Raw genomic sequence first — 24,967 nt, 5'->3', positions numbered from 1 at the left:
CTGTCTCATTCGCATCCGAGGATCCACGCTCACGGCCCCAGGGGCCGGTGACCGGAAGGATGATCATGTCCGCTGCAGCCCCCGCACCCGCCCCGTCCGCGAGTCGCGAACAGTACGAGGACACGCTCCGTCGGCTGTCCCACGCTTCGGTTCACCGCAGCTTCGACCCCTTCAAGGACATCCCCTGGGACCACCCCGACTTCGAGGTGGACCCCACCGACGAGCGGTGGGTCCTGCCCGCCGGCATCGATCCCCTGGGCGGTCATCCCTGGTACAAGAGCCTGCCGCTCGAGAAGCAGATCGCGATCGGCCTGTGGCGTCAGGCCAACGTCATGAAGGTCGGCCTGCAGTTCGAGAACATCCTCATCCGCGGGATCATGCAGTACGTCTTCAAGGCGGACAACGGTTCGGAGGAGTTCCGGTACCTCACCCACGAGGCCACCGAGGAGTGCCACCACACTCAGATGTTCCAGCAGGGCGTCAACCGGATCGGCGCGGACGTCCCGGGAATGCCCGGGTGGATGCGCCGTCTCTCGCCGGTGCTCCCGCTGGCTGCCGGCCGCTTTCCCGTCGCGTTCTTCATCGGCGTCCTCGCCGGCGAGGAGCCCATCGACCACACGCAGAAGCAGGTCTTGCGGAACTCGGACTCCCTCCCGCCGGTGCTCTCGCGGATCATGGAGATCCACGTGGCGGAAGAGGCCCGGCACATCTCGTTCGCGCACACCTACGTCGCACGCAACGCCCCTCGGCTCTCCCGGGGCGACAAGTACGTGGTCTCGCTGCTCTTTCCCGTGATCATGCGCGTGCTGTGCGACGCGATCCTCAAGCCCACCAAGGAGTTCCGCGAGGCGTTCGACATCCCGGACGAGGTGGTCCGCGAGCTCTACTGGGACAGCCCCGAGTCGCAACGGTTCCTGTCCGACCTGTTCGGTGACGTCCGCATGCTCGCTGAGGACTCGGGCTTGATGAACCCGGCCGCGCGTCGGGTGTGGAAGGCGCTGAAGATCGACGGTCGCCCGTCCCGGTACCGCGGCGAGCCGCCCGTGGCGTTCCGCGACTAGGCCCGCCCGCCATGCCCCACGTCATCACGCAGGCCTGCTGCGCCGACGCCTCGTGCGTCCACGCCTGCCCGGTCAACTGCATCCACCCGACACCCGACGAGCCCGATTTCGCCACGGCCGAGATGCTGTACATCGACCCAGTGTCCTGCGTGGACTGCGGCGCCTGCGTGGGGGCGTGCCCGGTCGGCGCGATCATGCCGCATACCGCGTTGGCCCCCGAACAGCAGGACTTCCTCGGCATCAACGAGGCCCTGACCGGGACCGGCCGCCCGGCCAGGCCCCAGGCGCGGGTCCCCACGCTCGTGCGCCTGGGCCCCACGCGGACGACGCTCAGGGTGGCCGTGGTGGGCGCCGGCCCGGCCGCGCTGTACGCGGCCGACGAACTGCTCCGTCAGCCCGGGGTGGAGGTGACGGTGTTCGACCGTCTGCCCGTGCCCCACGGGCTCGCCCGGTACGGCGTGGCCCCCGACCACACCAGCACCCGCGCCGTCGCGGACCTGTTCACCGCGATCGAGGACCAGCCCGGCTTCACCTACCGGCTCGGGGTGCACGTCGGCGAGGACGTCACCGCCGAGGAGTTGGCGGCCCACCACCACGCGGTCGTGTACGCGACCGGCGCGGGCACGGACCGACCCCTGGACATCCCGGGGGCGGACCTGCCCGGGAGCACGTCGGCGACGCAGGTCGTGGGGTGGTACAACGATCACCCCGACCATGCCGACGCCCACGTCCCGTTGGATCACGAGCGGGCGGTGATCGTCGGCAACGGCAACGTGGCGCTGGATGTGGCCCGGATCCTGGCCACCGACCCGGAGCGGCTCGCCGACACCTCCATCGCACGCCACGCGCTCGAGGCGCTACGCGGCAGCCGGGTCCGCGAGGTCGTTGTGCTCGGCCGCCGCGGACCCGAGCACGCGGCGTTCACCCTGCCCGAGCTGGTCGGACTGGCCGCCCGTGACGACATCGAGCTACTCATTGACGCCCCCGGCGGCATCGACCCCGCCGCCGCGACCACCCGCCAGGGACGCCTCACAATGGAACACCTGGTCCGGATCGCGGACCGGCCACCCCACGACGCACCGGAGGACGCCCCGCGCCGCCGGATCATCCTCCGGTTCCGGACCGCACCCCTGGAGGTCACGGGCTCCTCGCGTGCCGAGGGCCTGCGGGTGGCGCGGACGGAACTCGCCACGGGCGCCGACGGCCGGGTCCACGCCGTGCCCTGTCCGGACTCCGCGGAGACCATCGCGGCGGGGCTGGTGCTGGGTTCGGTGGGGTACCGGGGCGTGGAGGTGCCCGGGGTGCCGTTCGACCCGGAGACCTCGACCATCCCGCACCGCGGTGGCCGCGTACTGGACGGCGGCGGTGGGAGCGAGCTGCCCGGGCTGTACGTGGTGGGCTGGATCAAGCGGGGCCCGCGCGGGTTCATCGGCTCCAACAAGACGTGCGCGCGCGAGACGGTTAACGCCCTGCTCGCCGATGCGAACGAGGGTCGTCTGCCCACTCCGGGCCCGGCGGCGCGTTTCGAGGAGTTGCTCCGGAGCCGCCGCCCGGCCCCGGCGACTGTCTAGGCTGCCTGCTCCAGCGTGACCTGGTCCGCGATGACCCGCGCGAGCCGACCCAGCGGGGAGGCGCCGTCGCCGTCGGCCTCGTACCGCGCCGCGTACCCAGCGTCGCGATAGGTCATCAGGGTGTCGGTGGCGTCGTCGAGCTGACGGAGCAGATGCGGTGACCACAGCGCCGGGTTGTTCATGACGTGCAGCCTCAGAGCGAACCTGGTCCGGGTGTCGGGGAGGTTCTCGAGCAGGTCGTCGTACACCTGAACGGGAGTCAGGGTCGAGTCTCTCACCGCGCCGCGCAGCAGATTCGTCGGTTGCACCCCGCTCAGCGGGTCCCCCGGCACGGACAGCCAGTGCGTGCGTTCGGGGATCGGGCCGCGTCGCAGTCCCGCCACGCCCTGCCCTTCCGGGTCCGGCGTTCCGGCGAGCCAGCGGTCGCGCGGTCGGAACGGGTCCGCGACCAGTCCCACCGCCACGACCCGGTCCAGATCCTCGGGGTGCGCGTCCATCCAGTCGTGGATCACGCGGGTACCGCAGCAGGCGCCGATGAGTACGAGGTCGTCGGACGGATGGAGCCTCACGAGTCGGTTGAGGTCAGCCACCCCCGCCGCGGCCGAGGACTCCCAGGTGTGTGACCGACGGCGCCCGACCGCGCCCGGAGCTGGCCACTGCACACGCACGGCCTCCCGGGCACCGGTCAACCCGAGCAGATCCTCGACGAATCTGCCGAGGATCGCCGAGGTCTGGCGATATCCGCCGTCGCTGTCCGCGATGAGTATCCGCACGTGTGACCCCCCAGACGCCTTGCGTTGGAGCCGCAAGATTGATGTGACAACTTCAGTGTCGTTTGAACGGCTGACAAAAGGGGGATATGAAAGATAAATGTTTCGTATCAATACGCTAGTACTGCTAGAGGAGTCGTCTCAGGTTCCGCAGAAGGTGACGTGCGGCGCAGACTCGGGCGGGGCAGGGCGTGTATAACGCTCGTAATCGGGAAGCTCGGTGTAGGGGTCTGTGACGACGACGAGGAGTTCGGTGAACGGACCCATGTCCCCTGCCGTGGCCGCGTCCAGGGCCTCCTCGACGAGGTGGTTTCGCGGAATGTAGATCGGATTGACCCGCGCCATCGATTCCCGGTCGGGCTCGAGTGCACGCCATCGCACCAGCCAGCCCTCCGCGAGCGCTCCGACCAGGTCGCGTACCGGCTGGTCATCCCCGTCCGCAGCGGCGACGAGCGCCCGGAAGAAGCCCGTGTAGTCGGCCCCCGTCGCACTGAGCAGACGCGACAGCTCGTCGATGAGGTCGGTCGCCTCGGCGGCCGGCACATCGTCCGGCAGCCCGATCTTCGCGCGCATCCCCGCCGTCCACGCCTGCTGGTACCGCTCGGGGAACGTGCCCAGCTCTTCCGTGAGCAGTCGCACCGCCTCATCCTGGTCTGGGTCGACGAGCGGGACGAGGGTCTCGGCGAACCGGGCGAGATTCCACTGCAGCACGGGCGGCTGGTTGGCGTAGGCGTAGCGACCGCCCGTGTCGATGGAGCTGAAGACGGTGGCCGGGTCGAAGGCGTCCATGAAGGCGCACGGTCCGTAGTCGATGGTCTCGCCCGAGATGGTGGTGTTGTCCGTGTTCATGACGCCATGGATGAACCCGATCAGCATCCAGCTCGCGACGAGCTCCGCCTGGTCGCGGAGCACGGATGCGAACAACTCCAGGTACGGCCGTGCCGCGTGGGTGGCGTGCGGGTGGTGCCGGGCGATGGCGTGGTCGGCCAGTCGGCGCAATAGGTCGTCGTCGTCGACCGATCGCGCGAACTGGAACGTCCCCACCCTCAGGTGGCTCGCGGCGACCCGGGCCAGGACGGCGCCCGGCAGGGGCTGCTCGCGGTACACGGTGTTCCCTGTCGCCACCACGGCGAGCGAGCGGGTGGTCGGCACGCCGAGGGCGTGCATCGCCTCGCTGATGACGTACTCGCGCAGCATCGGCCCGACCGCGGCCAGTCCGTCACCTCCGCGGGCGAACGGGGTGCGGCCCGAGCCCTTGAGGTGCAGGTCGCGGCCGTCGGGCAGTTCCCCCATCAACAGTGCGCGGCCGTCGCCCAGGCGGGGCGAGTACCCGCCGAACTGGTGACCTGCGTAGGCCTGGGCGAACGGGGTCGCGCCCGCCGGCACATGAGTGCCGGTGAGTAGCCGCACTCCCTCCTCACCGCGCAGGTAGTCGGCGTCCAGGGCCAGCTCGTCGGCCAGCGCCTCGTTGAGCACGAGCAGCCGCGGCTCTGCCGCCTCTGCTGCCGTCCACGGCACGCCGAGTTCCGGGAACTCGCTCGCGTACCGGGATCCGAGCGTGAGGGGCCGCGCCGTGTCCGTCGTCATGCCCTCGACGATACGGACGAGCGATAAGGCAGGTTCCCGACCGGGCGAGCTTCTAGAGTCAGGACACATCGAACCGGAGGAACGCCATGGCAAAGAAGAAGACCTGGAACGACTTGACGACCGCGCAGCGGGCAGGCCTGCTGGCACTGATCTCTCTGCAGGCTTCGCTCGCCGCGTCCGCGTGGGCGGATCTCGCCGCCCAACCGGCGTCGAAGGTGCAGGGCTCCAAGGGCAAGTGGGCCGCGATCATCGCGATTAACTTCATCGGGCCGATTCTCTACTTCACCCGCGGGCGGCGGCCGTGATCACCCGGTCGAGAGCCGGAACGGCCGCCGGGGTCCTCCTCGTCGTCGTCCTCGCGCTGGGCGCGTGCGCGGCCGGTCCGAACGTCGACGTCACCCCGACCGGCGCCGGGTTCTGGCTCGGCCTGTGGCACGGGATCATCCTTCCCGTCACGTTTGTCATCTCCCTGTTCGTCGACACCGTGACGATCTACGAGGTGACCAACAACGGAAACTGGTACAACTTCGGTTTCGTCGCGGGCCTGGCCCTGTTCTCCGGCCCGGCCCTCGCCGGCCGACGAGCACGGCGACGCTGATGCGTGTCCTGGTGACCGGCGGCGCCAGGTCCGGGAAGTCCCGGCACGCGGTGCGGCTGCTCGACGGCGCGGACGAGGTGACATTCGTCGCGCCGGGCCGACCTGCCGACGAACTCGAGGATCCCGACTGGGCCAAGCGCGTCGATCACCACCGCGCCCACCGGCCGGCGGAATGGTGGACCGTCGAATCGTCTGACGTCGCCTCCGCGCTGCGCCGCGCACCGGGCCCAGTCCTCGTGGACTGCCTCGGCACCTGGCTCACCGCCACCGTCGACGACCTCGGACTGTGGGACGCCCCCGCCGACCAGGCGCGTGCCGCTGTGGACGAAAGCACCGATGCCCTCTGCGCTGCACTGTCCTCCCGCGACGACGTCGTGCTGGTGACCAACGAGGTCGGCTCCGGGGTCGTTCCCCCGTACCGCTCGGGTGGAGTGTTCCGAGACCTGCTGGGCGCGCTCAACCAGACGGTCGCCGACTGCTGCGACGAGGTTCACCTGGTGGTGTGCGGCCGCGCACTGACGTTATGACCCGGAGCTGATTCGCTTGGGCACCCGCGCCCTGCCTCGGATGCGGTCACCGGTCCCGTCACCGGGCCAGGCGTCGCGCCAGATGTTCGCGCAGGTCCTCGAAGTGCCGCTCGGCCGCCGACTCGTCGTACGTCGGCGTGTCCGCCATCGAGTACCCGTGCGGGGCGCCGGGGTACACCGCCTGGTCGAGGGGGACACCGGAACCGCGGGCCACGGACGCGATGGCGTCCATTCCTCCCGGCGGCATTGAGGGGTCGTCGTCTGCGTGCCGTAAGAGGATCGCAGCGCGGGTCGTCGCCACGCTCCGGTGAGGGCTGTCGGCCTCGTCCGTCGCCAACCCGCCGCCGTGGAATCCCCCGACGGCGGCAACGCGATCCGGGCGGTCCCCACCCAGGCGCATCGCCAGCCGGGCGCCCATGCAGTAGCCGATCACTCCCGCGTCACCCGCGACCCCGGGCAGCGCGAGGAGGGCATCCAGGTAGGCGACGGCGTCCGGTCGCGACAGCTCGGAGGTGAGTTCCTCCATCCGGGGGCGGGCGATCGCGAAGTAGCGCTCGCGCTCGCCCGGTTCGCGCAGGTCCACGGTCGGCGCCAGATCGGTGACGGTGCCGGAGCGGTAGAAGACGTTCGGCGCGAGGACGACGTAGCCCCAGCTCGCGATGCGGTCCATCATCGTCCGGATCTGCGGCCGGAGACCGAAGATGTCCGAAAAGAGCAACACACCCGGCAGTTCGCGGTCGGCACTCCGGGGCCTCGAGACGAAGGCCTCCGCGGTGCCGTCCGCCATCTGGATGCCCAAATCCACGGCCATGTCGATCAGCTCCTCGCGGCGAGAACCGCGTCGCGGGCCTCGAGGGCCGTGTCACTGTCCAGCGCCAGTGCGGCGAGCTCACGGCACTGCTCGAACGTGACCTCGGCCAGTGCGGCGCCGACGAACGGCAGCGCCGCGGTGGCCACGGACAGTGAACTGACGCCGAGCCCCAGCAGGACGCAGGCCAGGTTCGGGTCGGCCGCCGCCTCGCCGCACACCCCGACCGGGATCGTGCGGCCATCCGACGATCGGGCCGCGGCCTCGGCGACCGCTCGGATGAGCCGGAGCACGGCGGGCTGCCACGGGTCGGTGAGGGCGGCCAGGTCGGAGGACATCCGGTCGGCGGCCATGACGTACTGCGTGAGGTCGTTGGTGCCGATCGAGAGGAAGTCGATGTGAGGGAGGAACCGGTCGACGGCCACCGCGACCGAGGGCACCTCGACCATGATCCCGGGCGTCAGGCCGCGCTGGCGGCAGCGATCGGCGAAGTCCCGGGCCTCGTCGACGGTGGCGACCATGGGGGCCATCACCCACGGGGAGGACTGCGCCCCGCCCACCCGACGGCCGGCCGCGGCGAGGGCGTCGAGCTGCCGGTCCAGCAGCCCGGGGTCGATGAGGTCCACGCGGATGCCGCGGACGCCCAGTGCCGGATTGTCCTCCTCGGTCATCCCCGCGAACGCCAACGGCTTGTCCGAGCCGGCGTCCAGCGTCCTCGTGACGACCCTGGCGTCCGGGAACGACCCGAGGACGCGGGCGTAGAGGTCGACCTGCTCGTCGTGGGTCGGTTCACTGGCCCGGTCGAGGAACGCCAGTTCGGTGCGGAACAGGCCGATCCCGCCAGCCGGGCCCGACGCCGCGTCCTCGGCGCCCGCGCCGTCCTGCACGTTAGCCAGCAAGTGCACCGGGTGCCCGTCGGCCAGGGCTGCGGGCCCGGTCCAGTCAGCGGCGAGCGCGCGGTTCCGCCGGTCCGCGTCGGCCTGCGCCGTGGCGGGCCCCGCCTCCGGCTCGACGGTGACGGTGCCCGCTGCCGCATCCACCAGCACGTGCGTACCGTCGACGACCGCGGTGAGTCCGCCGACGGCGACCATGCATGGGATGCCGAGCTGCCGCGCGATGATCGCGGTGTGCGAGGTGGGGCCGCCGTGTTCGCACACGATCGCCAGCACAAGAGCCGGGTCGAGTCCGGCGGTGTCCGCCGGGGCGAGGTCGTCGGCCATGAGCACGCCCGGCTCGTCGAACTCGGGGATGCCGGGTTCGGGCAGGCCGCGAAGCTCGGCTACGACGCGGGCGCAGATGTCACGCAGGTCGGTGATGCGTTCGGCCTGCCGCCCGCCGATCTTGGCGAACATCTCGGCGAAGGTCTCTGTGGCCGCCACCGCCGCCGCCTCCACCGACGCGCCCTTCTTCAGCTCCTTGACGACCGCCTTTGCCCACCCGCGGTCCCTGGCGAGGACGGCGTTTGCGGACAGGACCTCGGCGCTGACACCGGTTGCCAGCGCGGCCCGCTGATCGAGGCGTTCGGCGACGGTGCGTGCCGCCGCGGCGAAGCGCTCACGGCCCGCCTCGACCCGGCCCTCGTCCGGCTGGTCCTGCTCGTCCGAGTCGCCGCCGCCCGCCGCGGGCCCCGGATCCAGTTCATCCGGCCTGACGACCCACCGGGCGGGGCCGTAGGCGAGTCCGGCGACCACGCCGGTGCCGCGGATGACCGCCCCGGTCTTCGACTGCTGCGTCATGGGAGCTCCTAGCGAACCGGGCGCCCGCGCCCGCTTCATCGATCAGCGTTGTGACGAGCGTAACTAAATCCGCTTGACTTTCCAACCGTTTCGGGCAGAATCCAACACACTCGGTCATCCAACGCACTCAGTCATTCAACACGCTCGGTCAACGGAGAGGGGTCGGTCCTCATGTACGGCAGCGAGCGACGGCGGCACATCACGGAGACGCTGGCCGCCTCCGGGCGGGTCACGGTCGCCGGACTCGCGACTGACCTCGACGTGAGCGCCGAGACCATCCGCCGCGATCTGTCGCTGTTGGAGTCTGAGGGACACCTCGAACGGACCCACGGCGGGGCGGTGCCCGCTGTCCCAGGCGGCCGCGTCGAGCGGACACTGGCCGCGCGCCGGTCGGAGAACGTGGACGCCAAGTCGGCCATCGGCCGCGCCGCGCTGCGCCTGCTGCCGGCCGCGGGCGGAACGATCCTCATCGACGCGGGGTCCACGACCGCGAGTTTCGCCGAGTCGTTGCCCACCGATCACGGACTCACGATCCTCACCAACTCGGTTCCCATCGCCGACGGCCTGCACCGCGCGGCCACGGAGACCCTGCACGTGCTCGGCGGGACGGTCCGCGGCCTCACCGGCGCGTGCGTGGGCCCGACCGTACTGCGGACGCTGGACTCGATCCGGGTCGACGTGGCCTTCGTAGGCACCAACGGCCTCCACCCGGAGCGCGGTCTCACCACCCCGGACCCAGACGAGGCGGCGGTCAAGAACGCCATGTGTGGGGCGGCTCGCCGGGTCGTCGCGCTCGCCGACTCGAGCAAGTTCGGGCACGAGTTCCTGGTTTCATTCGCCCACCTGGACCGGATCGACACCCTGGTCACAGACACTCCCCCGCCGGGCCCGCTGGCCTCCGCACTGGACACTCACGGAATCGAGGTCGTGCTGCCATGATCGTCACTCTCACCATGAACCCGTCGGTCGACCGCACCGCGCATTTGCCTTCGCCGCTCACCGTGGGCGGGGTCAACCGCATCACGACTGTCGACGACTCCCCCGGCGGCAAGGGGGTCAACGTCGCCCGCGTCCTCGCCGGGGGCGGAGTCGACTCGCAGGCGGTGTTCCCGGCTCCGGAGGACGATCCGTTCGTGGCGATGTGCGGGGCATCCGGCGTCGCGGCGACCGTGGTCCCCGCGGTCGGTGCCGTGCGGATCAACCTCACCGTGGCCGACCCGGACGGCGTCACCACCAAGATCAATGCCCCGGGCCCCGAGGTCGACCCCGCCACCCTCGACCGCGTGTGCTCGACGATCCTCGCGCTCGCTCGGGACGCGGGATGGGTGGTGTTGTGCGGTTCGCTGCCGCGTGGCGTACCGGACGACTTCTACGCCGACCTGGTCGCCGAGCTTCGCCCCGCCGGGGCCCGCCTCGCCGTCGACACCTCCGACGCGCCCCTGGCAGCCCTCGCGGCGCGGCTGCCCGGCGCCGCCCCCGACCTGGTCAAACCCAACGGCGACGAGCTCGGGCAACTCGTCGGCGTCGACGGCGCCGAGTTGGAGCGTCGCGCCGCCGACGGCGACACGACCCCCGTAGTAGACGCCGCGCGGGCGTTGCGCGACAAGGGCGTGACGACGGCCCTGGTCACCCTGGGAGGGGCCGGAGCCGTCCTGGTCGACGACGGCGAGGCGTGGTACGCGAACACCCCGCCCGTGCAGGTCAGATCCACGGTCGGGGCCGGAGACTCCGCGCTCGCGGGATACCTGCTGGCCGAGGCTCGCGGCCTCACCCCGGAGGACCGGCTGGTGTGGGCGGTCAACCACGGCAGCGTGGCCGCGTCCCTGCCCGGCACCGGCCTGCCGCTGGGGCTCGATCCGTCCACATTCCGCGCCACGGTGCGCAGGCTCGACTGATGCCCCGCACCACCAGCCCCCCTGACCCGACACCCTCGCCATTCGCCCCCCTGACAGGACACGGAGTACGGCCATGAACCAGCCGATCATCGAGACCGCCACCGTACGGCTCGACGCCGACCTCGGCGGCACCAAGCAGGAGGTGATCCGGGCCCTGGCCTCAACCCTCGTCGACGCCGGCCGGGCCGACGATCACGACGCGCTCGTACGCGACCTCACCGCCCGCGAAGAGAAGGCGGCCACCGGCATGAAGGGCGGGATCGCGATCCCACACTGCAAGTCCGAGGCGGTGTCCGTGCCGAGCCTGGCCTTCGCGAGGCTCGACCCGCCCGTCGACTTCGGCGCCAAGGACGGGCCCGCCGACCTGGTCCTGATGATCGGGGCACCCGCCGGCGGCGGGAAGGAGCACCTGAAACTGCTGGCCACGCTCGCGCGCAATCTCGTCCGCGCCGAGTTCGTCACCTCCCTCCGGTCTGCGGCCACACCGGACGAGGCGGTCGCGGTCATCGAGGGGGTGCTCACGCCGAAGAAGGAGACCGCGTCGTCGTCATCGTCACCGTCACCGGCCGCGACGTCGGCCTCGACCCCGTCGTCGCGCCCCGGCTCGCCTCCAGCCGATGCGCCGGCCCGGGTGGTCGCGGTGACCGCCTGCCCCACCGGCATCGCACACACCTACATGGCCGCCGACTCGCTCGCCCAGGCGGCCGAGGCGCGCGGCGTCGAGCTGCACGTGGAGACGCAGGGGTCGGCCGGCGCCACCCCGCTCGACGCGGCGGTGATCGAGGCCGCGGACGCGGTCGTCTTCGCCACCGACGTGGGCGTGCGTGACCGTGGCCGGTTCGCCGGCAAACCCGTCGTCGAGTACGGCGTGAAGAAGGCGATCGACGCGCCCGACAAGGTGCTCGACGAGGCGTTGGCCGCGGCCCGTGACCCGCGGGCGAGGCGCGTGTCGGCAGAGGCAGGCAGTGCCGACGGCGGCTCCGGCTCGGGCTCCTCGGGGGCCGACGAGCACTGGGCACGCGTCCTGCAACGCGCAGTGATGACCGGCGTGTCGTACATGATCCCGTTCGTCGCCGCCGGCGGCCTGCTGCTCGCCCTGGGCTTCCTGTTCGCCGGATACGACGTGGCGTTCGTGTGGAAGGAGCTGTCCACCTCGTTCACCCTCACCGACCTCCCCGGCGAAGTGTGGCACCTCAACGACCAGATCGTGCCCGCCGGCACCGCCGGCGCAGAGGCCCTCACCAACTCCGGACTGCGCCTCTATCTCGGCGCTGTCCTGTTCGCGATCGGGCAGGCTGCGATGGGCTTCATGATCGCCGTATTGTCCGGATACATCGCCTACGGCCTCGCCGACCGGCCCGGCATCGCGCCGGGCTTCGTCGGCGGAGCCCTGGCGGCCACCCTCGGCGCCGGGTTCATCGGCGCACTCGTCACCGGCATCCTCGCCGGCTACCTGGTGCGATGGATGACCACGTGGAAGACCCCCCGCTGGCTGGCCGGGCTCATGCCGGTGGTGCTCATGCCGCTCATCGGCTCGCTCGTGATCGGCCTGCTGATGTTCCTGCTGCTCGGACGCCCCCTGGCCTCGCTGACCTCGGCCATGGAGTCGTGGCTCGGCGGCATGACCGGCTCGTCGGTGATCCTGCTCGGCGTGATCCTGGGCCTGATGATGTGCTTCGACCTGGGCGGGCCGGTCAACAAGGCGGCGTACACGTTCGCCACCGCGGGGCTGGTCGCCGACAACCCGGCGACGCTCCGGATCATGGCCGCGGTGATGGCTGCCGGCATGGTGCCGCCACTGGCGATGGGCCTGGCCACCGTCGTGCGCAAGCGCCTGTTCAGTCCGGTCGAGCAGGAGAACGGCCGCGCCGCGTTCCTGCTGGGTGCCAGCTTCATCACCGAGGGGGCGATCCCGTTCGCTGCCGCCGACCCGCTCCGCGTGATCCCGTCGATGATGGCCGGTGGCGCCGTGACCGGCGCGCTCATCATGGCGTTCTCGGTCGAGTCGTACGCGCCCCACGGCGGACTGTTCGTGCTGTTCGCCATCAACCCGGTCTGGGGCTACCTCCTGGCCATCCTCGCCGGGACCCTGATCGCGTGCGCGGCCGTGGTGGTCGCCAAGTCCACCCGCCGCGAACCCACCCCGGTCCCGGCCGCCGCGCCCCAGCCGGTCGCGGCCTGACGCCCGAGCCTGCACGATGGCGGGGAAGCACCCCCCACCCGAGTCCAGCACCATCGATGTTGAGAGGAAAACAGCATGCCCAGCACCACCGTCACCGTCGGATCGGCCGAGGGTCTCCACGCCCGCCCCGCGGGGATCATCGCCGAGGCCGCCGAGAAGTACGAGACCGATATCGAGATCGTCTACGGCGAGGAGGAGGCGGACGCCGCCTCCGCCATGCTCATCATGGCGCTCGGGGCCGAGAAGGGTGCCCAGGTGACGGTGAGCGGCGAGAACGCCGACGCGGTCGCCGAGATCGCGGCGCTCATCGAGCAGGACCTCGACGCCGAGTGACCATCCTCGTCGTCGGGTCGGGCGGGTACCTGGGCTCACGCCTGGTACCCGCCCTGCTCGAGCGTGGCCACCACGTGCGGGCCGGAGTCACCGACCCTCGCCGTGCCACCGTGCACCCCTGGACCGACCGGGTCGAGACGGTGCACTGCGACGTCCTGGCCCCCTCCCACCTCCCGGACGCCCTCGACGGTGTCGACGACGTGGTCTACCTGGTGCACCGGATGGGTGCCGGCACCGATTTCCGGCGGGAGGACGCCACGGGCGCCGTTGCGATGCGCGAGGCGATGGCCGCCGCGGGCACACGCCGGTGCGTCTATGTCTCCGGACTGGCACCCTCCGGAGACGACCGCCGGCCGCTGTCCCGGCACATGGCGTCCCGCCTCGAGGTGGAGACGCTGCTCTCGGCCGGGCCCACTCCCGTGTTCACTCTCCGGGCCGGGGTGGTGCTGGGAGCGGGTTCGACCAGTTTCGAGGTGCTGCGCACACTATGCGAGCTGCTCCCCGTCCAGCCGGTTCCACGATGGATGCGCCGCCGCAGGGTCGAGCCCGTCGCCCAACGCGACGTGGTGGAAGCGGTGTGCCACGCGCTGGAGGGCGCCCCCCGCTCCGGCCACGGCGACCTGGGCTGCGGTGAGGCCCTGACCTATCCCGCCCTGCTCGCCCGCTACTCACGCCTCGCGGGACTGCCCACGCTGCGCATCCCGGTGCCCGGGGTGCCGTGGGACCTCGTCGCCGCCGGCCTCTCCCCTCTGGTGGGGCAGGACGGCGCGACGGTGGGCGCACTCATCGAGAGCCTGCAGCACGACATGGTGGTCGGCCAGCCCACCACGGGACTGTTCCCAGAGGGCTGGCAGATGACGGGGATCGACGACGCCATCCGGGCGGCCCTGGCCAGTACTGCCGGCTCAGGCACTGCCCATGGTGATCTGCCCGGCCGCCGTCACCCTCCCAGGTAGATCGCCTGCAGCAACTCGCCGTCGCGGTACTGCTCGGGCGGGCCCGAGGACACGATCCGTCCGGAGTCGAGGACGGCCACGGAGTCGGCCACGTCCAACGCCACGTCGACGAGTTGTTCCACCACCACGACGGCCAGGCCCTCGTCGCGCAGGCCACGGGCGGTGGCGAAGACCTCGGCGCGGATGGCCGGTGCCAGTCCGGCGGAGGGCTCGTCGAGTAGGAGCACCTTCGGGTCGGCTGCGAGCGCCTGGGCGATGGCGAGCATCTGCTGCTGGCCGCCGGACAGACCTCCGGCGCGGTCGGCCCGCTTCTCGTGCAGCACCGGGAATCGTTCGTACGCGGCCGCCAGCGCCTGCTTGCGGGCCGCCGATCGCATGGACCAGCCGGGGCTGGAGTAGGTGCCCAGCAGGAGGTTCTCCTCCACCGTCCGGGCGCGGAACACCCGCTTACCCTCTTGGACCAGGCCGATCCCTGCGGCGGCCCGCTTGTGGGCGGGCAGGGCGGTGACGTCCCGGCCGTTGACGGAGATCGTGCCCGTCCGGACGGTGGGCAGCAGGCCCGCGATCGCCGACATCAGTGAGGTCTTGCCGGCGCCGTTGCGGCCCAGGACCACCTGGAGGGTGCCCGCGCCCACCTCGAGGTCGACGTCATGGAGGACGGTCAGGTCGCCGTATCCACCGCCGAGACCTTGCACGTGCAGCATCGTCACTGGGCACCTCCGGTGTTCTCGGGCGTGGTGCCCAGGTATTCGGTGGCCACGTCGGGGTTGTCGCGGATCTCGGACGGGGCCCCCTCGACGAGCGTGGTACCGCGCGAGAGCACGTGGACGTGGTCGGCCAGGCGCATGACCAGCGGGAAGTTGTGCTCGACGAGGATGATGGTGACCCCGGCGTCGCGGATGCGGCGGAGCAGGTCCTCCAGTCGGGCGAGGTCGCCCTCGTCGAGGCCGGACCCGACCTCGTCCAGCAGGAGAACCGAGGGCGAGGCGGCCAGCGACCGTGCGACCTCGACCAACCGTCGGTTACCCAGCGGCAGCGAGTCGACGTCCTTGTCCATGACGTCGGCCAGGCCGAGTGCACCGAGCAGCCGTTCGGCGCGGATGGTGGCCTCGCGGACCCGGCGCCGGTGGCCGGGCAGCCGCAGCACGGTCTCGGCTAGCGAGGCCGGGTCGGTGAGGTAACCGCCCAGGGCCACGAAGTCCACCGTGGTCACGCCGGCCGGCATGATCGGCGTCTGGAACGTGCGCATCACGCCGGCCCTGGCGGCGGCGTCGACGCTCATCGAGCTCAGCGTCCTGACCTGGTCGCCCTCTCCGAGCCGGACGGTGCCGGAGTCGGGACGCAGGAAGCCGTTGATCATGTTGAGCACCGTGGTCTTGCCGGACCCGTTGGTGCCGATGAGCGCGGTGATCTCGCCGGGGCGGGCGGTGAAGCTGACCCCGCGCACGGCGTGGTTGCCGCCGAACGACTTGTCCAGCGAGTCCACCACGACCGGCGCACCGCGCATACCGTCGAGCTGCAATGCCTCATCAGAGTGGGAGTGGTCGGTAACCAGGTGCCCGGAAGCGGGCAGGACACGCGAGAACCAGCGGCGCAGCAGGCCCACCGCGCCGTCCGGGAGGGCGATCGCCAGGACGACGAGCAGCAGTCCGAAGATGATGAGTTGGTACTGGTTGAATCCGGTGAGCGAATCTTCGGTGAAGTGCAGGACGGCAGCCCCGAGCAGCGCGCCGTAGATCGACGTCCCACCGCCCAGCACGGACGCCGCGAGCAACGTGATCGCCAGTCCGAACGTGAAGGAGTCGGGAGCGATGAAGCCGTCCATCCACGCGAACAGGGCGCCGCCGAGGGCGGGGGCGATGGCGCCCAGCACGTACACCTTGAGCTTGGTGCGGTAGACCGACAGGCCCAGGGCGCCGGCCAGTTCCGGGCTCTGGCGCAGGACCAGGAACCCGGTGCCGTGCGGCGACAGAATGGTGTTGCGCACCACGAGGAACCACAGCGCGGTGACCACGACGACGACGATGTAGTACCCGTAAGCGCCGAGCTCGCTACCGAAGAAGGTGGCGCGGTCCACGGCCATGCCCTGACCGCCGCCGGTCCAGCGGCCGAAGATCTCGATGAGGTTGGGCACGATGAGCACCAGGAAGAACGTCACCATGGCCAGCGGCCAGCCTGACAGCCGGAGGCTGGGCACGCCGGTGAGCAAGCCCACCACGATCGCGCCGATGATCACGGCCACGAGACCGATCAGCAGGTCGGTCTGGCCGAGCGACACGCCCACGAATCCGGCGATGTAGGCGCCGATCGCGTAGAAGGCGACCTGGCCCACCGCGAGCTCTCCGGCGTAGCCGAGCACCAGGTTGAGCCCGGAGACCATGAGGGCCAGGACGGCCACGAGCATGATGTCGCGGGCGGCCACGGCGCCGATCAGTCCGAAGGACGGCCCCACGAGCAGGACGACCACCAGCAGCAGGGGGATCGCCGGGGCGAACTTTCTCAGGGAAGACACGTCACACCGTCCTTTGGGCGGGGGCTCCGAAGAACCCGCCGGGCTTGACCAGCAGGATCACCAGGAGCAGAACGAAGACCGCCACCTGCGCGTACTCGGCGCCGAGGTACCGACCGGCGAGCGCGCTGATCAGTCCGGCGATGAATCCGCCGATGAGGCCGCCGAGCTGATTGCCGGCGCCGCCGATCACCACGGCGACGATCCCCAGCACCGCCAGGGCGTGCCCGAGGTTCGCGTCGGCGTAGGTGTTGCCGGCGACGAACAGTCCGAGGCCGCCGGCCACGGCGCCGGACAGCGCGAACGCCCCCATCCCCAGGCCGCGGGCGTTGATGCCGCGCGCGCCGGCCGCGTCGGGGTCCTCGGCCGAGGCCAGGGCGCCGAGACCGACCATGGTGCGGGTCATGGTGAGGTGGAGAGCGACGACAACGACCACCACCACGGCGATGAGCAGCAGGTCACTGGGCCGGACGATCCCTCCGAACAGCCGGATGGTGTCGCTACGGACCACGGTGGGAACCGAACGGGGCCGGTCGCCGAAGATCACCTTGACCACGCCCTCGACGATCTGGCTCACACCGATCGTCACGATCAGGGCGGTGAGGTGCCGGTGCTCGGCGATGAGTGTGCGCAGGGCGACCCGCTCCATCACCAGAGAGAGGACCGCCACCAAAACTGCGCCGATCAGCACGCCCAGCGGCCAGGGCAGGCCCCACTCCACGGTCACGACGAACGCCGAGTAGGTGCCGGCCATGAGGAACGTGGCGTAGGCGAAGTTCACCATCCCGGCCGAGAGCAGGACGATGTTGTAGCCGGTGGCGATCAGGGCGTAGAGGCTACCCAGGACTAGGCCCTGCCAGATGGTGGTCACGAGCGCTTACCCGGCACGTACATTCCGCCGGCGTCGTACATGCCCGGCTCGATGTAGAGGAAGATCTCCGGCGGGCTGAGCGGGAAGTGGTTCTCCTCGGTGAAGCGGTAGGGGTTGGGCCCCTTGGAGTCGGTCACCCACGGGGTGGCGTCGCCGCCCTCCTCCGGCAGGTCGTTGTAGAACGTGTCGATGATCGACGCAGTGTCGGTCTTGCCGCCGTTCTTCTCGGCCGCCCAGGCGGTGAGCTGGAACGTCGCCGCGGACACGGCGGGCAGGCGCACTCCGGTCTTGGACAGGGTGTCGCCCTCGGGCAGTGCCTTGACCTTGTCGATGAACTCGACCATCTCGGCGGGGGTCTCGCCCTCGTCGACGGTCCAGTTGGACTGGATCACGCGGACCTGCTCGAGCTCGGCCGCGGAGAAGTCGTCGACGAAGGGGTAGGTGGACGAGGTCTGGGTGGAGAAGCTGGGGACGTCCCACCGCATACCCGAGCGCGATCGCATCAGGTACTGGACCGGGGTGCCGTAGCCCTCGAAGATCAGCGCATCGGGGTTCTGGGAGCGCAGCTGCTCGAGCTGCGGGGTCATGTCGAGTGCATCTGGCTGGTAGCCGACGGAGACGAACTCCAGTCCGGCGGCCGTGATCTCCTCCCGGTAGGCCACCTCGGCGGCCTGCCCGGTGGGGTTGTTCGAGAAGATCATGGCGACCTTCTCGAAGCCACGCTCCTCGGCGATCATCGTGAACGGGGGAACGTAGGCGTCGGTCAGCTCTGCGGTGCCGAAGTGGTACGGAAACGACTCGGGGTCGTTGAGCTGAGAGGCGACGGTGCCACCGATCGTCAGGATCTCCTCGCGAGTCGTGATGGGCAGCAGTGAGAGGGACACGGCCGAGGACCCACCGGGGTAGACGAGGTCGGGCTTTCTGCCGGAGTTGATCAGCTCCTGCAGCGCACTGACCGCGCTGGTGGGGTCGTTCTGGTCGTTGTTCTCGATCAGCTCGACCTGGCGTCCGCCGATACCGCCGGCCGCGTTGACGTCGTCGACCGCGACTTTCATGCCGGACAGCAGCGCGCGACTGAGAGTAGCGGTCGCCCCGGTCATGTCCGCGGTGAAGAACACGCGGTACGGGCCATCGGAGGAGGCTTCCTCACCGAGTTGCTGGCCCCCGCATCCGGCGAGGACGAGGGGCAGAGCCAACGCTCCGGCGAGGAGCTTGGGCACAGTACGTGACACGGGGCGTACCTTTCGGACGAAACCAATCAAGCATTCGCTTGGTTGATATATATACCTATGCCATGGATCACACACAAGCCGCGAGCGGACCTCATGATGTCCGCATGGGCACCACCGGGAGAAGGCAGCGAGGATGAGGGGGTGATGAACCGTCGGACCCAGATCAAGCACGTCGCCGGAAAGCTCTTCATGCAGAAAGGGGTCGCCGGGGCGAGCATTCGCGACATCGCGGACGGCGTGGGAATCTCCCCGGGGAGCCTCTATCACCACTTCCCGTCCAAGGAAGCCATCGCGTTCGCGATCCTGGACGACTTCATCACCGACCTCAGTGCCCGCTACGGGTCGGTCCTGCCCCACGTGACCGGCACCCGCGAGGAGATCCGGGCACTCTTCCGAACGTCGGTCGAGGTCGCCGCCACGCACCCCTACGCCACGGAGATCTACCAGAACGAACTCGCCTATCACGGCCCGATGGCACCTGAGCGGATCGCCGACGGAGTCCGCCGGGCGAATCAGTTCTGGCTGGACACCGCGATGCGGGCTCAGGATTCAGGGCAGCTACGACCCATGATCGACCCGGCCGAGTTCGCCAGGATGCTCCGCGAGAGCGCGTGGTGGTCGGTGCGCCACCACAGGGACGCGCTCGCCGAGCGGTCGGGAGCCATCGTCGACACCCTCGTGACAGTGTTCGTCGATGGTGCGGTGATGTCCGAACCCGCCCCTGGCATGACGGGATCCACGGACCAGAACGGTATCGAGAATCGGCTGGCCGCCCTCGAGACCCGGATCGCCAACCTGGAGAAGGAGACCCGGGGAGCCCCGCGCCTGCCCGACGCGAGCTCCGCCAGTGCTGCGCTCACCGCCAAACCCCGCACCCAGGACATTTTCGACGGCACCCAAGCGGACGAACGTTAGGCTGCGCCCAACCGATCGTTCATCCTGGGTGCGCACGGGGATCCTCGTCCGCACACCAATGCGGCATCTGGCCCGCAGTGTAGGTAACCTCGATCACAACTGACACTCGTCAACCCGCGAGGGCTCGAGCTCGAGACCCGAGACCATCGCCCCGAGGAAACAAAGAGGTCGCGCATCATGACGTCGCGCATGGAGACTCCCCCGGCTGCCGCCGGGCGGGAGCAGCTCTTCCGTCCGCTCCAGGTCCGCTCGCTACAGCTGCGCAACCGGCTGGTCATGTCCCCCATGACCCGCATGGGCTGTGTGGACGGTCTGCCCGATGAGATCAACCGCGACTATTACGCCGACCGCGCGGCTGGCGGGACCGGGCTCGTCGTCACCGAGGGCATCGGCGTGGACCACCCGACCTCCGTCGACCACTCGTGGATCCCACGGCTCGACACCCCGGAGTCGGTCGCGGCATGGCGCGTGGTGACCGACGCCGTCCACGCCGCCGGGGGCCGGATCATCGCCCAGTTGTGGCACGTCGGACCACTCTGGGGCGCCAACGCCCGGTTCGACCGCGCACACCGCGACCAGCTGATGCAGATGCACCCCATGCGGCCCTCCGGCCGGTGGGGGACCCCGGGTGTCACCAACTACTCGGAGCGCAGCGTGTCCCGCTGGACGCCCGAGGTGGCGCCGATGACCGACGGCGACATCTCCGAGGTCATCGACGCGTTCGCTCGCTCGGCCGGCCTGGCCATGGAGGCCGGGTTCGACGGCGTGACGCTGCACGGTGGCCACGGGTACCTACTCGACGCCTTCGTGTGGGCCGACACCAACCGCCGCACCGACGACTGGGGCGGTGACCTGGCCGCGCGCAGCCGCTTCCCCGCAGCGGTCGTCCGGGCGGTTCGCGCCGCGATCGGTCCCGACGCGCCGCTGTTCTACCGGTTCTCCCAGCACACACAGCAGGACTACACCGTCCGCAAGGCGACCACCCCGGACGAGCTGGATGTCTACCTGAGCGCGCTCGCCGAGGCCGGCGTGGACCTGTTGGACGCCTCGACCCGGCGCTTCGACGACCCGGCCTTCCCGGATCTGGGAGGCGACGACGGCGAGGTGTCCCTGGCCGGGTGGGCCCGCAGGCTCACCGGTCTGCCGTCCGGCGCGGTGGGCGGAGTGGGGATCGGCACGTCCCTGCGCGAGCAGAAGTCGGGCAAGCCGGCCGTCGCCGCCGACAACATCGCTCGCGTCGTGGAGTGCATGGAGCGCGGCGAATTCGACCTCATCTCCGTGGGCCGACTCCACCTTGCCGACCCCGCGTTGGCGAAGGTCCTACGCGAGGCCGGGCCGCTTCCGGAATTCGTGCGCGAGGTCCACGAGCAACCCCTGCGTCCCCCGGCCTGACCACGAGCGGGCGGGACCGCGATACGTTGAGGATTCACCAACGCTCAGCCGAGTCATCGTCACGATCCCGATCGGAGCCCCGCCGTGTCCACGCCCAGTCACGCAGTCCACGCCGCCCGCCGCGTCAACCCTTTCCGGGCCGCGCTGCTGATCAGCGGCCTCATCGCTCTCGGGTTCGGCATCGCTGTGCTGGTCTGGCCCGTCAAGACCGCACTCGCCGTGACCGGGGTGCTCGCGGTGTATGCGATCGCCGCCGGCATCGTCTACATCACGGTCGCGTTCATCGCCCGGTGGCAGAGCACGGGCAGTCGTATCGGCCACTCGCTCCTGGGCCTGCTGTTCATCCTCGCCGGCGTGTACGCGTTCGCCTCACTCCGGGAATCTGCGGTCTTCCTCGCCTTGTTCGTCACTGTCATGATCGGCGTCATGTGGATCGTCGAGGGCTTCACGGCGCTGTTCGCTCTCGGCGAGACCGGGTCCACCGCGATGACGATCATCTTCGCCATCATCTCCGTCCTCGCTGGCTTCGCGCTGCTCAGCACCCCGGTGTGGGGCGCGGGTTTCCTCTGGTGGTTCTTCGCGATCTCGCTCGTCGTGCTCGGCGTCCTCAACGTGGTCCGCGCGTTGCCGCTCAAGAACTGACGGGCCGCGATGCTCACCAGCGCCCGCGCGACGGGGATCGCGGCGGGGTTCCTCCTCGACCGCCTCGTCGGTGACCCGGCGCGGCGCCATCCCGTCGCAGGCTTCGGCCGGATGGCTCTCATCGCGGAGTCGACTCTGCTGCGACCGGGGCAGACGGCTCACTCGCAGCGCGCCGCGGGCCTGCTGTTCACCGGCGTCCTCGTGGGCGGCGTGGCCGCGACCGTGACGGTCGCCGGGCGTCTCGCCGCGAGGAACCGCGCGGCGGCCGTCGTGTGGAACGCCGCCGTGGTGTGGTCGTGCCTCGGCGGATCGTCGCTGCTCACAGTCGCGCGGCAGCAGGGCGACCTGCTCGCCCGCGGCGACCACGCTGGCTCCCGGGAGTTGCTGCCGTGGTTGTGCGGACGTGATCCGGCCGCGCTCGACCCAGGCGGCCTCGCCCGGGCAGTCGTGGAGTCGGTAGCGGAGAACACGTCGGACGCGGCGGTCGGGACGCTGTTCTGGGCCGCGGTGGCGGGCCCGCCAGGCGCTGCGGTGCACCGCGCGGCCAACACCCTCGACGCGATGGTGGGGCACCGCTCGGAGCGGTACCGCCACTTCGGAACGGCCTCGGCGCGGCTCGACGACGTACTGGGGTTCCTGCCCGCCCGGGTGGCTGGGGTCCTCGGCGTCGTCGCCGCCCCGACGGTGGGCGGGAGTCCCGCGCAGGCCCTGCGCGTATGGGTCCGCGATGCTCCGGCGCACCCGAGTCCGAACGCCGGGGTGGTCGAGGCGGTATGTGCTGGCGCGCTCGGGGTCCGGCTCGGCGGGCCGACGCCGTACCCGTACGGCGTGCAGGACAGGGCGGTCCTCGGTGACGGCCGGCCGGTGCAGGCCGACGACATTCGTCGCGCGGTGCTCCTGCACGACCGGGTCCAGGTGAGCACTGCGGCCGTCGCGGTGGCCGGACTGGTGGGGTCCCGTGCCGTCCTCGCGTGGCGCAACCGCCACCCACGGGAGGCCGCGGCGTGAGAGACGACCTCCTCAACGTCCACGGAGATACCCAGGTCGGGCCCGGTGACGTCGACTTCGCCGTCAATGTCCACGGCGAACGCCCACCGGAATGGCTGGCACGGCGTCTGCGCGACCGCGTCGCCGACCTGGCCGCATACCCGTCCGCTGACGATGACCTGAGGGCACGACGCGCCGCGGCACGCCGGCACGGGACCGACGTGGCTCGGGTATTGCCGCTCGCCGGGTCGGCGGAGGGCTTCCATCTCCTCGCCGCGCACGCCGCGCGCCGGTCGCTGCACGCGGCCGTGGTGCACCCGTCGTTCACCGAACCCGAGGTGGAGCTGCGCCGGGCGGGCGTGCCGGTGACCCGGGTGCTGCTGCCCGGGCCGTACGCCTTCGACCCCGCACTGGTCCCGGAGTCCGCCGACCTCGTCGTCGTCGGCAATCCCACCAACCCCACGTCCGTCCTCCACCCACGCGAGGCCCTGGCCTCCCTGTGCCGTCCCGGTCGGGTCACCGTGGTGGACGAGGCGTTCTGTGACGTGGTCGACGACGAGGCCGCGGCGACGCTGGCCGGGGCCGACCTGCCCGGGCTCGTGGTACTGCGTTCGGTGACCAAGACGTGGGCGTTGGCCGGATTGCGGGCCGGATACGCGGTGGGCGATCCTCACGTCCTCGCCGATCTCGCCGCACACCGCGTGCACTGGCCGCTCGGCACCCTCCAGCTCGAGGCCGTCGCGGCGTGCTGTTCGGACGAGGCGGCCGGCCACCTCGCGGACATCCGGGACCGCATCCGCGCCGACCGCGCCGCGATGATCGGTCTGCTCACCGATGCCGGGATCGAGATCGCGGTGGCACCGGCCGCGCCGTTCATCCTGGTCAGGACCCCTGCCTGCCTCGATGCCGAGGAATTCCGGGCCGGGCTCCGATCGCGTGGCTACGCCGTGCGTCGCTGCGACACGTTCCCCGGCCTCGACCCGGCCCACGTGCGGCTGGCCGTCCGCGGACCCGACACCGTTCGGGGGCTTGTGACCGCATGGCAGGGCGCGCAGGCCGAACGATCACAGTGACGGCCGACCGGGGGCGCTGCCCTCGCCCCGACCCGTATGCCTATGCTCGAGACGCACTACTGACGTCCGTACGCAGGGGAAGACCGGTGAGAATCCGGCGCTGACCCGCAACGGTGTGCAGCCACGATCAGTGGCTGCGAGCCCGATCGCCTGCCCGGATGTCCGACTCCTGAAGTCATCGCCGAGGTCTGCGATCCGGAGTCCTGTCAGGTGACACGCGTTGTTGACGCGCGTCCGTCCTGCGGGTCTGTCGTGGTCGTCGGCCACACGACACGATCCGAGGTCTGATCATGTTCCGTCGCCACACCAGCACTCGCCACACCAACACTCGACACACCACAACCACGCTCGCCACGCTCCTCGTCGCCGGACTCGCCCTCGCCGGCTGCTCCCGCGGCGAGGCAGCCGAGACCAACGGCTCGGTCGAGCCGTTCGCCGAGCCGGTAACCATCACGAACTGCGAGCGCGAGACCACCTACACCGCTGCACCGCAGCGCATCGTCTCGATGAACGACCACGTCACCGAGACGCTCATCCAGATGGGCGCGGGCGACCGGATCGTCGGGATGGGCTACGGCGAGCAGGACGAGATCCTGCCCGAGGTCGCCGAGCAGTTCGACGCGATCCCGTCGCTGGCCAAGGAGTACCCCACCTGGGAGCAGATCGTGGACCTCGAGCCCGATCTGGTGGTGGGCGGGATGCGCAGCGCGTTTGACGAGAAGGAGGGCCGCAGCCGGGACGCACTCGAGGCCGCAGGGATCAACACCTTCCTCTTCTCGGAGTACTGCGGCGAGGGCTTCCCCGACCTGTCGATGCTCGAGACCGACTTCTCCCAGCTCGGCCGACTCCTCGCCGTCGACCAGGGCGCGCGGGACCTCACACACCGGATCACCGAAGAAGTCGAGGACATCCGCGCCACGCTCGACGCGGCGGGCGTCACCGGCACCCCGACGTTCTTCTACGACGGCGGCGAGGCCGAGCCGACGACCATCGGCGGCGTGGGCATCGGCCAGCTGATCGGCGAGTACGCGGGCGCGGACAACATCTTCACCGAGGGCGACCGCCCCTACCTCACCACCACGTGGGAGATCCTCGGCGAGCGGCAGCCCGAGGCGATCGTGGTGCTGGACTACGGCGCGACCAGCGCGGAGGACAAGATCGCCTACCTGCGCGCACAGCCCATCATGTCCACCACGCCGGCGATCCGCGAGAACCGCATCGTGGTGGTGCCGCTATCGGACTTCTTCGAGAGCTCCCGCATGGCGACCTCCGTGGAAACCATCGCTCGCGAGCTGCACCCGCACGCGTTCAGGCAGTGACAT

General features: G+C 70.6%; 24 protein-coding genes and 1 riboswitch. Of the genes, 16 read left to right on the top strand and 8 right to left on the bottom strand.

Going from position 1 to position 24,967, the window contains the following annotated elements; genetic code table 11:
- Positions 1-65: 65 nt before the first annotated feature.
- Together FQ137_RS03695 and FQ137_RS03690 are read left to right on the top strand one after the other, a co-directional pair.
- Positions 66-1,061: a diiron oxygenase gene (locus FQ137_RS03695; protein ID WP_149291189.1), complete on the top strand. Its 996-nt coding sequence runs from the start codon at positions 66-68 to the stop codon at positions 1,059-1,061.
- 11 nt (positions 1,062-1,072) lie between these two features.
- A complete protein-coding gene (locus tag FQ137_RS03690; protein WP_149291188.1) occupies positions 1,073-2,632 on the top strand; it encodes an FAD-dependent oxidoreductase in 1,560 nt (519 codons plus the stop codon).
- On the opposite strand, the gene FQ137_RS03685 is transcribed toward FQ137_RS03690, so the two are convergent.
- Together FQ137_RS03685 and FQ137_RS03680 are read right to left on the bottom strand one after the other, a co-directional pair.
- Positions 2,629-3,405, bottom strand: a complete 777-nt coding sequence (locus tag FQ137_RS03685; protein WP_149291187.1) for a hypothetical protein — start codon at positions 3,403-3,405, stop codon at positions 2,629-2,631. The genes FQ137_RS03690 and FQ137_RS03685 overlap by 4 nt on opposite strands.
- A gap of 138 nt (positions 3,406-3,543) precedes the next feature.
- Positions 3,544-4,989, bottom strand: a complete 1,446-nt coding sequence (locus tag FQ137_RS03680; RefSeq protein ID WP_149291186.1) for a YdiU family protein — start codon at positions 4,987-4,989, stop codon at positions 3,544-3,546.
- A gap of 86 nt (positions 4,990-5,075) precedes the next feature.
- Here FQ137_RS03680 and FQ137_RS03675 point away from each other — a divergent pair, with 86 nt between their 5' ends.
- From FQ137_RS03675 to FQ137_RS03665, 3 genes are read left to right on the top strand one after another with little or no spacing between them, the layout of a single operon-like run.
- Positions 5,076-5,294, top strand: a complete 219-nt coding sequence (locus tag FQ137_RS03675) for a hypothetical protein (protein WP_149291185.1) — start codon at positions 5,076-5,078, stop codon at positions 5,292-5,294.
- Entirely contained in the window at positions 5,291-5,587 is a 297-nt protein-coding gene (locus tag FQ137_RS03670; protein ID WP_149291184.1) for a hypothetical protein, read from the top strand. Before FQ137_RS03675 ends, FQ137_RS03670 begins: the two co-directional genes overlap by 4 nt.
- Complete coding sequence (locus FQ137_RS03665) at positions 5,587-6,114, top strand: bifunctional adenosylcobinamide kinase/adenosylcobinamide-phosphate guanylyltransferase (protein WP_149291183.1); 528 nt, start codon at positions 5,587-5,589, stop codon at positions 6,112-6,114. The genes FQ137_RS03670 and FQ137_RS03665 overlap by 1 nt, the downstream gene beginning before the upstream one ends.
- A gap of 58 nt (positions 6,115-6,172) precedes the next feature.
- On the opposite strand, the gene FQ137_RS03660 is transcribed toward FQ137_RS03665, so the two are convergent.
- On the bottom strand, positions 6,173-6,925 hold the full coding sequence (locus FQ137_RS03660; RefSeq protein WP_149291182.1) for a dienelactone hydrolase family protein: 753 nt from the start codon (positions 6,923-6,925) through the stop codon (positions 6,173-6,175).
- A gap of 5 nt (positions 6,926-6,930) precedes the next feature.
- Entirely contained in the window at positions 6,931-8,658 is a 1,728-nt protein-coding gene (locus tag FQ137_RS03655; protein ID WP_255583520.1) for a phosphoenolpyruvate--protein phosphotransferase, read from the bottom strand.
- Between the two features lie 171 nt (positions 8,659-8,829).
- Here FQ137_RS03655 and FQ137_RS03650 point away from each other — a divergent pair, with 171 nt between their 5' ends.
- From FQ137_RS03650 to FQ137_RS03630, 5 genes are all read left to right on the top strand, one after another.
- Positions 8,830-9,597 (top strand): DeoR/GlpR family DNA-binding transcription regulator, encoded by a 768-nt coding sequence (locus tag FQ137_RS03650; protein WP_149291180.1) that lies wholly within the window; start codon positions 8,830-8,832, stop codon positions 9,595-9,597.
- The gene (locus FQ137_RS03645) at positions 9,594-10,553 is read left to right on the top strand and encodes a 1-phosphofructokinase family hexose kinase (RefSeq protein ID WP_149291179.1); all 960 of its coding nucleotides are present in this window, start codon (positions 9,594-9,596) and stop codon (positions 10,551-10,553) included. The genes FQ137_RS03650 and FQ137_RS03645 overlap by 4 nt, the downstream gene beginning before the upstream one ends.
- A 73-nt stretch (positions 10,554-10,626) precedes the next feature.
- A complete protein-coding gene (locus FQ137_RS03640) occupies positions 10,627-12,735 on the top strand; it encodes a fructose-specific PTS transporter subunit EIIC (protein ID WP_149291178.1) in 2,109 nt (702 codons plus the stop codon).
- 75 nt (positions 12,736-12,810) lie between these two features.
- Positions 12,811-13,068 carry an HPr family phosphocarrier protein gene (locus FQ137_RS03635; RefSeq protein WP_149291177.1) on the top strand — a complete coding sequence of 86 codons (258 nt, stop codon included), beginning with the start codon at positions 12,811-12,813 and terminating at the stop codon, positions 13,066-13,068.
- Positions 13,065-14,024, top strand: coding sequence for an NAD(P)H-binding protein (locus FQ137_RS03630; protein ID WP_149291176.1), 960 nt, complete (start codon positions 13,065-13,067; stop codon positions 14,022-14,024). Before FQ137_RS03635 ends, FQ137_RS03630 begins: the two co-directional genes overlap by 4 nt.
- On the opposite strand, the gene FQ137_RS03625 is transcribed toward FQ137_RS03630, so the two are convergent.
- Genes FQ137_RS03625 through FQ137_RS03610 form a run of 4 tightly spaced genes read right to left on the bottom strand, consistent with a single transcriptional unit; the run spans position 14,009 to position 18,636 of the window.
- Positions 14,009-14,728, bottom strand: a complete 720-nt coding sequence (locus tag FQ137_RS03625) for an ABC transporter ATP-binding protein (RefSeq protein ID WP_149292625.1) — start codon at positions 14,726-14,728, stop codon at positions 14,009-14,011. The genes FQ137_RS03630 and FQ137_RS03625 overlap by 16 nt on opposite strands.
- A 2-nt stretch (positions 14,729-14,730) precedes the next feature.
- Positions 14,731-16,536: an ATP-binding cassette domain-containing protein gene (locus tag FQ137_RS03620; protein WP_149291175.1), complete on the bottom strand. Its 1,806-nt coding sequence runs from the start codon at positions 16,534-16,536 to the stop codon at positions 14,731-14,733.
- A 1-nt stretch (position 16,537) separates the two neighbouring features.
- A complete protein-coding gene (locus FQ137_RS03615; protein WP_149291174.1) occupies positions 16,538-17,404 on the bottom strand; it encodes a branched-chain amino acid ABC transporter permease in 867 nt (288 codons plus the stop codon).
- Positions 17,401-18,636, bottom strand: a complete 1,236-nt coding sequence (locus tag FQ137_RS03610; protein ID WP_149291173.1) for an ABC transporter substrate-binding protein — start codon at positions 18,634-18,636, stop codon at positions 17,401-17,403. Before FQ137_RS03610 ends, FQ137_RS03615 begins: the two co-directional genes overlap by 4 nt.
- Before the next feature lie 144 nt (positions 18,637-18,780).
- Here FQ137_RS03610 and FQ137_RS03605 point away from each other — a divergent pair, with 144 nt between their 5' ends.
- From FQ137_RS03605 to FQ137_RS03580, 6 genes are all read left to right on the top strand, one after another.
- Positions 18,781-19,551: a TetR/AcrR family transcriptional regulator gene (locus FQ137_RS03605; protein WP_188064757.1), complete on the top strand. Its 771-nt coding sequence runs from the start codon at positions 18,781-18,783 to the stop codon at positions 19,549-19,551.
- Between the two features lie 177 nt (positions 19,552-19,728).
- Entirely contained in the window at positions 19,729-20,943 is a 1,215-nt protein-coding gene (locus FQ137_RS03600; RefSeq protein WP_149291171.1) for a 12-oxophytodienoate reductase, read from the top strand.
- An 84-nt stretch (positions 20,944-21,027) separates the two neighbouring features.
- Positions 21,028-21,585 (top strand): HdeD family acid-resistance protein, encoded by a 558-nt coding sequence (locus FQ137_RS03595; protein WP_149291170.1) that lies wholly within the window; start codon positions 21,028-21,030, stop codon positions 21,583-21,585.
- 9 nt (positions 21,586-21,594) lie between these two features.
- Positions 21,595-22,593 carry a cobalamin biosynthesis protein gene (locus FQ137_RS03590; protein WP_149291169.1) on the top strand — a complete coding sequence of 333 codons (999 nt, stop codon included), beginning with the start codon at positions 21,595-21,597 and terminating at the stop codon, positions 22,591-22,593.
- Positions 22,590-23,645, top strand: a complete 1,056-nt coding sequence (cobC, locus tag FQ137_RS03585; RefSeq protein ID WP_149291168.1) for an Rv2231c family pyridoxal phosphate-dependent protein CobC — start codon at positions 22,590-22,592, stop codon at positions 23,643-23,645. The genes FQ137_RS03590 and cobC overlap by 4 nt, the downstream gene beginning before the upstream one ends.
- Before the next feature lie 43 nt (positions 23,646-23,688).
- Positions 23,689-23,871, top strand: a riboswitch (cobalamin riboswitch).
- A gap of 64 nt (positions 23,872-23,935) precedes the next feature.
- The gene (locus FQ137_RS03580; RefSeq protein WP_149291167.1) at positions 23,936-24,964 is read left to right on the top strand and encodes an ABC transporter substrate-binding protein; all 1,029 of its coding nucleotides are present in this window, start codon (positions 23,936-23,938) and stop codon (positions 24,962-24,964) included.
- The last annotated feature ends 3 nt before the right edge of the window (positions 24,965-24,967 follow it).

Source organism: Dietzia sp. ANT_WB102, from assembly GCF_008369165.1.
In the GTDB taxonomy this organism is placed as follows: Bacteria; Actinomycetota; Actinomycetes; order Mycobacteriales; family Mycobacteriaceae; genus Dietzia.
This window is presented reverse-complemented; position numbering and strand designations above follow the sequence as displayed.

Coding starts and splice junctions, on each gene's coding strand:
- FQ137_RS03590 (WP_149291169.1), top strand. CDS start 21,595: ATGCTCACCAGCGCCCGCGCGACGGGGATCGCGGCGGGGTTCCTCCTC.
- FQ137_RS03655 (WP_255583520.1), bottom strand. CDS start 8,658: ATGACGCAGCAGTCGAAGACCGGGGCGGTCATCCGCGGCACCGGCGTG.
- FQ137_RS03690 (WP_149291188.1), top strand. CDS start 1,073: ATGCCCCACGTCATCACGCAGGCCTGCTGCGCCGACGCCTCGTGCGTC.
- FQ137_RS03605 (WP_188064757.1), top strand. CDS start 18,781: ATGAACCGTCGGACCCAGATCAAGCACGTCGCCGGAAAGCTCTTCATG.
- FQ137_RS03645 (WP_149291179.1), top strand. CDS start 9,594: ATGATCGTCACTCTCACCATGAACCCGTCGGTCGACCGCACCGCGCAT.
- FQ137_RS03580 (WP_149291167.1), top strand. CDS start 23,936: ATGTTCCGTCGCCACACCAGCACTCGCCACACCAACACTCGACACACC.
- FQ137_RS03665 (WP_149291183.1), top strand. CDS start 5,587: ATGCGTGTCCTGGTGACCGGCGGCGCCAGGTCCGGGAAGTCCCGGCAC.
- FQ137_RS03660 (WP_149291182.1), bottom strand. CDS start 6,925: ATGGCCGTGGATTTGGGCATCCAGATGGCGGACGGCACCGCGGAGGCC.
- FQ137_RS03680 (WP_149291186.1), bottom strand. CDS start 4,989: ATGACGACGGACACGGCGCGGCCCCTCACGCTCGGATCCCGGTACGCG.
- FQ137_RS03650 (WP_149291180.1), top strand. CDS start 8,830: ATGTACGGCAGCGAGCGACGGCGGCACATCACGGAGACGCTGGCCGCC.
- FQ137_RS03600 (WP_149291171.1), top strand. CDS start 19,729: ATGACGTCGCGCATGGAGACTCCCCCGGCTGCCGCCGGGCGGGAGCAG.
- FQ137_RS03695 (WP_149291189.1), top strand. CDS start 66: ATGTCCGCTGCAGCCCCCGCACCCGCCCCGTCCGCGAGTCGCGAACAG.
- FQ137_RS03635 (WP_149291177.1), top strand. CDS start 12,811: ATGCCCAGCACCACCGTCACCGTCGGATCGGCCGAGGGTCTCCACGCC.
- FQ137_RS03625 (WP_149292625.1), bottom strand. CDS start 14,728: ATGCTGCACGTGCAAGGTCTCGGCGGTGGATACGGCGACCTGACCGTC.
- FQ137_RS03640 (WP_149291178.1), top strand. CDS start 10,627: ATGAACCAGCCGATCATCGAGACCGCCACCGTACGGCTCGACGCCGAC.
- FQ137_RS03675 (WP_149291185.1), top strand. CDS start 5,076: ATGGCAAAGAAGAAGACCTGGAACGACTTGACGACCGCGCAGCGGGCA.